Source organism: Cytobacillus oceanisediminis, assembly GCF_004366035.1.
In the GTDB taxonomy this organism is placed as follows: Bacteria; Bacillota; Bacilli; order Bacillales; family Cytobacillaceae; genus Cytobacillus; species Cytobacillus oceanisediminis_C.
The window spans coordinates 1-6,835 of record NZ_SOEE01000038.1 but is presented as its reverse complement, the minus strand read 5'-3'; the positions used below and the strand labels follow the sequence as shown (position 1 = coordinate 6,835).

The following is a 6,835-nucleotide window of genomic DNA, read 5'->3' as shown; positions in this document are numbered from 1 at the left end:
ATAATAGAATCACTAGTGCGAATAGATGCTTTTGTATTAGAGAATACTTTTTTTATATATTTAACCCTATCTGAAGTTTCACCTGATAGTTCTCCGAATACTAAATCATGAGAAGGGCTAGTTTGAACAATTACGTTTTCCTCGTTTGTAGTAGATTCAATAAAGCATAGACCGCCCATCACATTATTATTTGGGAAGGCATTTAATAGTATGTCGAGATGGCTAATACCGTTTAATAAGGGAATGATAACCGTATCTTTACCCACAAATCGTTTTATATCTTCGACAGCACTATCCAAGTGATACGATTTAGTACTAACTAGAATTACATCATAATCTTCAGGAGGATAATTAGCTGTGATTGTTTTCGGCAAGATATTTACGTTTCCATGGATACTTTGTACTTTTATTCCATGTTCATTTATTAACAATTGCTTGTTTTTCCTTACCAAAAACGTAACATCCACTCCGTTTTCAAATAATCTTGTTCCAAAGTAGCCTCCAACTGCTCCAGCACCAACAACTAATACTTTCATAAGATACATTCCTCAATTCATCAAATTAGTTTTTTATTGACCCACTTATTTGTCTTTTAATGCATTTTCATGTTTTTAAGGAGCATCTTAGCCAGATAATAGAGTTTCCGAATTTTAGATATTTCAATTATTTACTGTTAATGCACCAAAACCCTTCCCTTATTGTTTCTTTAGGAATTTGTAAACATGTTTTCCTGAATGCCGCTCATTTAATCCTTCAATTATTTTTGATATTCCTAAATTACATCCAACATCAAAATGGTACAGTGGATGTAGAACTAGCTGATAAAACCTTAATGATTCCGCCTTTTTCAATCCTTGAATATTCTGATAATATAGGTATAAGCGGGATTCACATCAAGACCATGAATAACAATTTTGATATTCCATTTTCTTGTTGTCTGTATTCATTCATTAATATTATATTTATTAATATCTTTTCTGGTTGCACTCTACATAGCTCCTGTATTAATTGAAAATGTATTTTCTTCCTAATATGCCCCCTCTTCATCCGCTGGAATACCATATTTTTTGTCCATATAATAAAATTGAACCAAGCAATAAACTTATTTTATAATTTCAATAATATTATTTTTTGGAATATTCACTCCAAAATTTAGACTTAAAAATTATATAATATATTTTATGTGATATCAATTTATTTGAAATTAATTACATGTAAACAACATTAAATAAAATTTCTATTTAATGGTATAAAAAACCAATTTATATAGTATCAATGTCACTAGATTTTAAGTTATAATACAGATATGAATAACCCATTAAATATACCTAAAAAACAAAAACTTACAAAAAAGGGGCAAGAAACCCGCTCTCGAATTATTGTAGCAGCCGCAGAATTGATGTATGAACAGGGCGTAGCCAGAACTACAATTGAAGACGTTCAAAATAAAGCAAAAATAAGCGCATCACAGATGTATCATTATTTTAAAGAAAAAAAAGAGTTGGTACAGGAGGTTATTTCATACCAAACTTTAAGAGTAATAGGAACCCACAAACGGTACCTTAGTAATCTTGACTCCTTCGAAGCTCTATATGCTTGGAGGGATTTTATTGTAAATATTCAAATAAAACGAAATTGCGAAGGAGGGTGTCCTTTAGGGTCACTTGCAAGTGAATTAGTTGAAATAAATTCAGATGCACAACAGGAAATTATGTCTAGTTTCTTTGAGTGGGAAGATAGCATAAAAAAAGGTTTACGTTACATGCTTAATCAGGGTGAATTAAATTCAGATGCTGATCCTGATAAACTAGCACTCGCACTACTTGCTGCACTTCAAGGAGGCCTTTTGTTAACTCAAGTACGGCGAGATCCAACACCAATTATCATTGCGTTAGACACAATGATTGAACACATACACTCATTCAAAAAAATTTAAAAGTATTCCTGTCAATTTTGGTCACTATTAAATTAATACCTTACAAATTACTTTATATATTTCCATAGATGATTTAATTAAAATTCAATCCATCCAATTGATAGAAACTTTCGATGTGCATTTCGACTTTTTTTAAAGAAGATGAACAATACAATGACTGAAAATACCATATTCCGTAATATTTATACTATCTACTTATGTCCAAAACTTTGATGCAAAAGTTACTTTATTTTAAGAATCCTAAAAGTTAGTCAAAAAGAGAAGGGCCAATAACAGAAAAAACGTAATTAAGCCCTCCAAACGAGGGAATTTGTACTATGCCCAGCAAACGTATGGCGTAGGGTTTTGTGGCGAAATGAGTATATCTTTCAAATTTAAATAGGATGGTTCGCGAACACATCAGTACTTTTAGAATATACAAAAAACAAACGGAATTTTGTCCTCTTGTGATAGGCAGTCAGTTATTCAGCACACTCTCGTTCTTTTCTTATTCCGCCAAACGGAGTTTTCGGTTGGCGCCGCATCATAAGGGTTTGTGTACAAGGTGTTCGTTTGTGTTCGTTTGTCTTCTTTTCCTACGCTTAAACCACCATATATACAATCCTGAAAACATGAGGAAAACAGGTACTAGGCCGGCGAGTGCATAGACAATTTTTAAGAACATGCTAAAATCTACAGCAGTATGGATCGGAAACAGCCACACCTTCCCGATCCAGCCAGGTGTTGTATCTATCCCTTGCTTTCCAATAATCTCGCCTGTGTATTGATTCATGTAAATTCGGTTACTTCCAAACCCCGGATCCTGAAGGCGTTTTGTTCGGAACTCAATGGCTTTTTCCGGTGATGCTGGATAGCGAATTTGGGAAAGAACATTGTTGTTTGGTTCATTCTCTTTTAATTTGGCAAGGAGTACATCTAGGGGCAGCTCCCCTTCAGGTGTTGGCTGCAACGTCAGCTCTTCAGCGGACATGGTGGAGTCTATACCAAACCATCCCAACATACCTACATAGAAAGGTATCAGCGCTCCACTTAGCGTAATTACCAGCAAAATTGGGATTGTGTACACTCCGATTACTTTGTGCCAGCTGGAGAACCTCGCATAAGAATTAGGCGCGTTCTTTCTCAACTTTAAGCCTTGGATCGTCTTTTTAATTCCGGGCCACCACATATATAGTCCGGTAAGTAGAATAAAGGCTAAAATAAACCCGATCCATCCTACTACATAAATACCATAAACCGGAATGAGCAGAGTCGAGTGAAATGACTTCAACCACACTATAAATGGACTTTCATCACCCTCATTGCCATTTATCTCACCTGTACCTGGATCGATACTTAATGTATGAACCGTCTTTCCTTCCTTGACCCAGTAAAGATACGTTCCTAAGCCAAATGGGCCATCCGGTGTGTAGATGCGATTAATTTTCCCCTTCGGATAAGCTTCTTTAATATTGCTTTCTATTTCTGAATAGGTAGCATTCCCCGCACTTACCTTGTATAGCTCTGGATGCTGGAATTTCTTAATATCATGATCAAAGACTAGAATACTGCCTGAAACACAGAGTAGTACGATAAAGATTCCGAACATTAAACTTAAATACAAATGGACCTTTCCAATTACCTTCTTTACACTCATAAAATGCACCCCCATTTTCATATTTTTATAGATAATAGTAGAAATATTCAAATACCTTCCCTAATCGATAGGTGAAATTAATAATTTTGCGGATTTTTTGCGAAACATTCTATGAGTGAAAACAATAGGGTATTACACTAAGTCTACCTGCTCTTTATACGAATTCTACTAAGATTCATTTGGTGAAACTACCAATTTCTTCAATCTTTCGACTGATCTCATCCGACAATACCTCATACCCTAGTTCTCCAAAATGAAGTCCATCGTTTCTTTGCCCGCGCAATACCTCGTTTCGATTCGGCAGAGACATTATTCGCGCGAAGAAATCTAGGTAATGGCTGCCTGTTTCTTCACTTACTTCCCAGACGACATCGGCATATTGCTGTAGCACATCATTCGTCCGGAACTCCTGTAAACTCTCGTCAACCGGTGCAGGACTGATCAGGATCACCCTTTTTGGACCTATGATCGTAACCACTTCCGTTAGCTTACTCTTGAAGTCTGGCAGTGGAACCATTTTGTTAAAGGCAGCATCGTTCGAACCAAAAAACACGGTCACTAGATCCGGCTCGTGAATCAAGACGTCTTTCTCTACTCTCTCCAGCGCATGAAACGTATTGTTGCCTGGCACGCCAGCGTTTACAACATCCCAGTCTGTGCCCAGTTTCGCTTCCAGCATGATCGACAACAAGGGACGATCCCAGCCTTCTGTCCTCGCTGTTAGGCTGTCTCCAAAACAGACGACTTTCATGAATGGGCTCCTTTCTACGGGTAAAAGTAAGCTTAATTTCGAGGAGAGAACGAATACTTTTTATACTCGTACTGGTCAGGGGGTCCAATTGCAATCCATAAATGACCTTTAGCCGGCTCCGCGATCACAGAAGCAAAAGTAATGATATCCGTCGCCTTCTCCCCTGGTGCCTGCATGCCTTCATCTCCTTCTATCTGGCACAGGCAATGTGGAAAACTTCCACGGTCACGCAAAATGTCCTGCATCACTTCTGCATTCAGCTTGCCCCTATTCGCGTCCAGCATCTCCTCCATCCGGGCAATTCGAACTCGCGAATTTTCCAGCTCAATGCCTGTTAAGCGTTCTTCATCCAGCAGCTGCGGACTAACGAAATGATTGGAGTGCGCTAGGATACCGTTCTTTGCCTCAATTAAGGAGATTTTGGATGGAATAGTTTCCACATCAGCGATCCCGCCTTGCTTGTCCAACATAAGCAGGTTACGCGAGGAGGCGCGATAGACGCTGTCTACTAGATTCACCGCTTCAGCCACTGTGCTGCATGTCAAAGCCAGCTTGGTCAAAAAGTACCGCGGGAATCCTACTCGCCACCCGTCACACGTCACAAAGTTGCCGAATGCACCTACACCAGCATCGTTAATACCGATAAAGGAGATTTGACCCGCAGGCGTTAGCATCATGGTGGCTGGTCCTTGATCAGGAATCGACTCGATGACGACGCTCAGCTCACCATAAAAAGCAGGCAGATCCGCATTCTGACCGATGAGCGGTGAGCCGTCTGCAGTTACTTCTGAAGCCACTGCAAATGTTGTGCACTCTGTTTGATTCGTTTGAAAGATTTTATTCAATTCTGCCCGAACTTGCAGGAGATAGGATTCACCCAGGGAGATTCCCGCTCCTTCTGCCAACCCCTGAATTTCTTCATCAAATTGGGGGGCATATTTCTGGACGTAGCTGTGGTACTTCAGGGCCGCTTCAATTACTTCTTCACGTGTGGGTACGTTGTATTTACGACGAAGACGCTCGGTAGCCATCTCCAAATTTTTATGGATCAGCTCTCTGCACGCTTCCCCATGCTGCTGGCCGATCTGGCGATGTGTCCCCTGAAAATGATAAAATGGAAAGCTCTTGGTAGAACGGTTTAAAAGCTTCTCAGACCTTGATTTGTTCATGGATGGTTCTCTCCTTTGTACATAGATATTTGATATCAATCGACTTCTAACGGGAAATGACAGGCTGCAACATGACCTTTCCCATACGCCGAAAGCTCAGGTGTCTTTTTCTCGCAGAGGGGTTGGGCGTAAGGACAACGCGTATGAAAGTGGCAGCCAGACGGGGGAGCTGCCGGATTTGGCAAATCCCCCTGCAAAACGATCCGTTCCTTCCGTTGAAACGGGTCCGGAATAGGTACGGCAGATAACAGCGCTTTGGTGTACGGATGCTTCGGATTAGCAAATAATGTGTCCCGATCAGCCAGCTCCACGATTCTTCCCAGATACATCACGGCGACCCTGTCACTGATATGCTTCACTGCTGGCAATCCATGGGCGATAAAGATGTAGGTCAGCCCCAATTCGTTTTGCAGCTTGTGAAGCAGATTTAAGATCTGGGATTGAATCGATACATCCAATGCAGATACGGCTTCATCACAGACAATGATCTTTGGATTCAGAGCAAGTGCTCGAGCAATACCAATGCGTTGTCTCTGCCCACCACTGAACTCGTGTGGATGACGGTTGAGATGGTGAGTATCCAGTCCAACTAGCCGCAAGAGCTCAGCTACCTTCTCTCTGCGTTCCTTTTTGCTGTATCGTTCAAATATTTTCAAAGGCTCCCCTACAATGTCCTCCACTCGCATGCGAGGATTCAGTGAAGAGTACGGATCCTGAAAAATCATTTGCAGATTTCGTCGCGCTTCTTTCATTTCGGACTTATTTAGAGTAGAGACGTTTTTCCCCTGGAACCAAATTTCGCCTTCTGTCGGCTCCAATAGCTGCAATATCATTTGTCCAACCGTTGATTTTCCACAACCGGATTCTCCCACGATTCCTAACGTCTCTCCTTGTTGAACGGTGAAATCAAGACCATCTACCGCCCGTACATGACCCACCTCTGACGAGAATACCCCCTTTTTAAATGGATAGTATTTTTTGAGTTTTTTGACTTCTAATAACGGAGCCGAATCTAGTGCCATCGCGATCACCCCCTATGTTTGCAAACAACGCACCAAATGATTCTCCCTGTACTCTTCCAGCTGAGGCTTGTTCTTTATGCATTTTACCGTCGCCTTTGGGCAACGCGGGTGGAACGAACACCCCTTTGGCATGTCCAGCGGATTGGGAACGGAGCCTATTATAGAATCCAATTCCTCCAGCTGTTCATCCATTTTCGGCAGCGACTTCATTAGCCCCATTGTGTACGGATGCTTTGGATTAGCAAATAAATCAAAAACAGAAGCATCCTCCACCACTTCTCCGGCATACATCACTACGACCCTGTCGGCCATTTCCGCCAC

At 40.8% G+C, this 6,835-nt stretch carries 7 protein-coding genes; 1 reads left to right on the top strand and 6 read right to left on the bottom strand.

The features are described 5' to 3' along the window. A partial coding sequence (locus DFO72_RS28835; RefSeq protein WP_279587092.1) for a 2-dehydropantoate 2-reductase N-terminal domain-containing protein occupies window positions 1–536 on the bottom strand: 536 nt, incomplete at its 3' end. Between the two features lie 770 nt (window positions 537–1,306). On the opposite strand from DFO72_RS28835, the gene DFO72_RS28830 reads away from it, so the two are divergent. Continuing rightward, window positions 1,307–1,936: a TetR/AcrR family transcriptional regulator gene (locus DFO72_RS28830; protein ID WP_113885899.1), complete on the top strand. Its 630-nt coding sequence runs from the start codon at window positions 1,307–1,309 to the stop codon at window positions 1,934–1,936. A 523-nt stretch (window positions 1,937–2,459) separates the two neighbouring features. Here DFO72_RS28830 and DFO72_RS28825 read toward each other — a convergent pair. The 5 genes from DFO72_RS28825 to DFO72_RS28805 all read right to left on the bottom strand — a co-directional run. Beyond that, a complete protein-coding gene (locus tag DFO72_RS28825; protein WP_166672577.1) occupies window positions 2,460–3,572 on the bottom strand; it encodes a PepSY-associated TM helix domain-containing protein in 1,113 nt (370 codons plus the stop codon). Between the two features lie 175 nt (window positions 3,573–3,747). Next, window positions 3,748–4,323, bottom strand: coding sequence for a GDSL-type esterase/lipase family protein (locus tag DFO72_RS28820; RefSeq protein ID WP_113885901.1), 576 nt, complete (start codon window positions 4,321–4,323; stop codon window positions 3,748–3,750). Between the two features lie 32 nt (window positions 4,324–4,355). Continuing rightward, entirely contained in the window at window positions 4,356–5,492 is a 1,137-nt protein-coding gene (locus DFO72_RS28815) for a C45 family autoproteolytic acyltransferase/hydolase (RefSeq protein ID WP_113885902.1), read from the bottom strand. 35 nt (window positions 5,493–5,527) lie between these two features. Beyond that, window positions 5,528–6,514, bottom strand: coding sequence for an ABC transporter ATP-binding protein (locus tag DFO72_RS28810; RefSeq protein ID WP_113885903.1), 987 nt, complete (start codon window positions 6,512–6,514; stop codon window positions 5,528–5,530). Window positions 6,515–6,526: 12 nt separating this feature from the next. Next, window positions 6,527–6,835: oligopeptide/dipeptide ABC transporter ATP-binding protein (locus DFO72_RS28805; protein ID WP_134177337.1), on the bottom strand; the 309-nt coding region annotated here is incomplete at its 5' end.

Bases quoted from the DNA above. Each gene is read 5' to 3' on its own strand.
- DFO72_RS28830 (WP_113885899.1), top strand. From the start codon at position 1,307: ATGAATAACCCATTAAATATACCTAAAAAACAAAAACTTACAAAAAAG.
- DFO72_RS28825 (WP_166672577.1), bottom strand. From the start codon at position 3,572: ATGAGTGTAAAGAAGGTAATTGGAAAGGTCCATTTGTATTTAAGTTTA.
- DFO72_RS28820 (WP_113885901.1), bottom strand. From the start codon at position 4,323: ATGAAAGTCGTCTGTTTTGGAGACAGCCTAACAGCGAGGACAGAAGGC.
- DFO72_RS28815 (WP_113885902.1), bottom strand. From the start codon at position 5,492: ATGAACAAATCAAGGTCTGAGAAGCTTTTAAACCGTTCTACCAAGAGC.
- DFO72_RS28810 (WP_113885903.1), bottom strand. From the start codon at position 6,514: ATGGCACTAGATTCGGCTCCGTTATTAGAAGTCAAAAAACTCAAAAAA.